Origin of the sequence: Clostridium sp. (genome assembly GCF_051650885.1) — a bacterium.
Classification (GTDB): domain Bacteria; phylum Bacillota; class Clostridia; order Clostridiales; family Clostridiaceae; genus Clostridium.
The window spans coordinates 1-2,760 of the sequence record NZ_JBOFRG010000143.1; the positions used below are offsets into that span (position 1 = coordinate 1).

The 2,760-nt window shown below is 39.1% G+C and carries 1 protein-coding gene; it reads left to right on the forward strand.

Going from position 1 to position 2,760, the window contains the following annotated elements; all coding sequences use genetic code 11:
- Positions 1 to 274 precede the first annotated feature (274 nt).
- Positions 275 to 1,972: a hypothetical protein gene (locus tag ACRC28_RS07035; RefSeq protein ID WP_438542740.1), complete on the forward strand. Its 1,698-nt coding sequence runs from the start codon at positions 275 to 277 to the stop codon at positions 1,970 to 1,972.
- The last annotated feature ends 788 nt before the right edge of the window (positions 1,973 to 2,760 follow it).

A 2,760-nucleotide genomic window follows, 5' to 3' on the forward strand; every position in this document is an offset into this window, starting at 1 on the left:
GAATAGGTAGTCTTTTTATTGTCAAATGAATGAAAAGTAAACAATTGTTTGTATCAAAGATACACACACGCACACACAGATCAAAGTTATAGAATCTTCGTGTGACAATCCATGTGACATCACTGTGATGTCAGAACAACTGTTTTAAGTACATATCAAACTCAGAATTCTGACTTTAAACTCAGAATTCTAACTCAGGTGCACAAGGTCACAAGATTAAAAAGTAGATTATTTATCATTTTACAAGACAGTGATGTTACATTGTGCCAACACAATGGAAAAATACTGGCAGTGGAGGCATTCCAGACTCCAAGAAAAATATAAGAAAGAAAGGGAATTCTGGTCAAATGACTGCATTCATAACAGCCAGAAAGTACAGAGCCTGGAAGATAAAGTCCAGGCTCTCCAAGCAGAGCTGAAAACTGCAAAGGAGAGTGAGAGTGAACTAATGAAGGAGCTAAAAATCTGCAAAGATAACAATAAGAAGCTTGTCCAGAACAAGGCTGCCTTGGAAGAATCTATAGAGATAAACAATGGAAAAAATAAACAGATTAAGTTGAGACTCGAACAGAAGCTAGCTAAAACTGAGGAAGACCACGAGAAAATGGTAACACAACTGAAACAGAAGTTCAAGGAAACTGCATTAAGCAAGCAAGCAGCCTTTGACAACAGGCTGTCACAGAATTGTGAAGAAACAGAGAGTCTAATTAAAGAGCAGGAACAAAGATATCAGCGTAAGTTAGAGGAATGTGAAAAACAGTACCATAAGAAGGAGCAGGAGTACAAAAGAGAAGTTGAGAACTTAAAAAAACAGATGTTAGAAAGTGAAGAAGCAAGAGGAAGATATGACGAAGAAGAAAGGAAAAAAAAGGAAGCTTTTAGATATGAAACTTTCCTCAAACGCAAAAGCCTTGAAACGAAGATACAGGCGTTACAAATGACAATTAAAGAGATGAAGAATAAGGAAGACATAAATCAGAAGGCTTCTGTTCTACAGAACATTGTCCAACATAAAATCCAAATAATTGAAAACAAAAATATCGAGTTAACTTCTTTAAAGAAGGATAAGCAACAACTACAAGACAGTTTGTGCAGAAAAAGTGACAAAAATGCAATCCTGGTGGTTAAATTAAACAATGCGAAGGACACTTGCAAGCGTCTAGAGGAAGAAAAAAGAGAAGAACACTCCAAACTCAAAGAAACAAAAGCAGAGCTAAATAAGGCCAACAGAGCAAAGCTCGACCTGAATGACACTGTCGCACGTCTAAAATATAAAGTGAAGGCCAGCGAGCCAGAAATTAGTAAGCTGAGAGCCAAAATCAGCAAACTGGAGACCGATAAGCTGCGTTTTAAGGCGGATCTAGAGGCACTGTCTATGATCACTGAGACCAAGAAATTAAATAGCAGAATCATTACTCTCAAAAGACGCTACATAGACGACAATGAGCAAGTGGGGATGAATGAATGCACTGAAGCAGCATATCAACAGCAAGTTGTCTTCCTTAAGAAAAGCCTGGATTGCTGTTTAAGGGCCCAGCAGAATAATTCCAGGTCAGTTAAAAGGGAGAAGGAGTATCTTGAGAACAAAGCTGAGCATTTAGACAAGACCACTAGCTATTACATCAGATTATTAAACGAAAAGATTGTGGAGGTGCAAAATTTAAAAAAAGAACTAAAAGACACTAATCTGCAGCTTCAAAAGGCAACAAAGCCGGCACAGGAGAGAGTAAGATCTTGGATTAATAAAAAAGTCCGAAGTCGAATTGCCCAAGTTGCCCCAGAGGTTGCAGAGGAAACACCATCTCTTTACCCCGATGACTGGCAGCCACCAGGCCTCCCAGATGAAACCATCACATCTGTCCATTCCTGCTCGGATGGCATGGTATCAGCATCCTTGCAGCCACATCCTTGTACGGATGCCAGTATCGTACTTGTGAAGCCGTTTGATGGGCTCCCACCAGCCGACATCTAAAACTCCCCTAAAATTGTAAACCACCTCCAGTCAAGAAAATCACCATTCTCCTCCCGTGACCCATGACACCATGAAAATGAAAACCTCCTCCTCAGGACAGCAGCACCATGTCTTTGCTCAGTGCTGTAAACGCCTGAGCGGCGTGGTGCAGCATGTCAGGGCGACATGGTGGCTCAGTGGTTAGCACTGTGGCCTCACAGAAGGTCCTGGGTTCAGCCCACTTGTTTCTGTGTGGAGTCTTCACGTTCTTCCTGTGTCTGCGTGGGTTTACTCCGAGTACTTCGGTTTCCTCCCACACTCCAAAGACATGATGTCTGGACAAATTGGAAACTCTAAATTGGCGACAAAAAATAGGCCAAAACAAAACTAATAATAAATAATAATAAAAAAAGAAATAAAGTTGAAGCTTGAAGTTATTTCCTGTATATGCACTACCTTTAAGATTATGACTTCCTTCTTTGATGGGTGTCATATTCTGCAGTGCTAATAATTCATGAATTAACTGCTGCCACTTTGTGTCTCATAATAAGGTACACTACAAGTAATATCGTTATTATAGAGAACAGTGGTTTTCCACTGAGACCAGGTAAATATGAGGAGTTGTTAAGTGATTAACGATATAGGAGAAGAAGAAAAAAACATTTTTGCTACACAAAATTATATATATATATATATATTTTTTTTTTTTTTTTTTCCTCAAATTGTTTGAAATGTTTTACCTCCTCGAAACGCTGTTCCCTTCACACATTGTTTCATGGCAATTAAAACAAATGACTTACATGAAACAA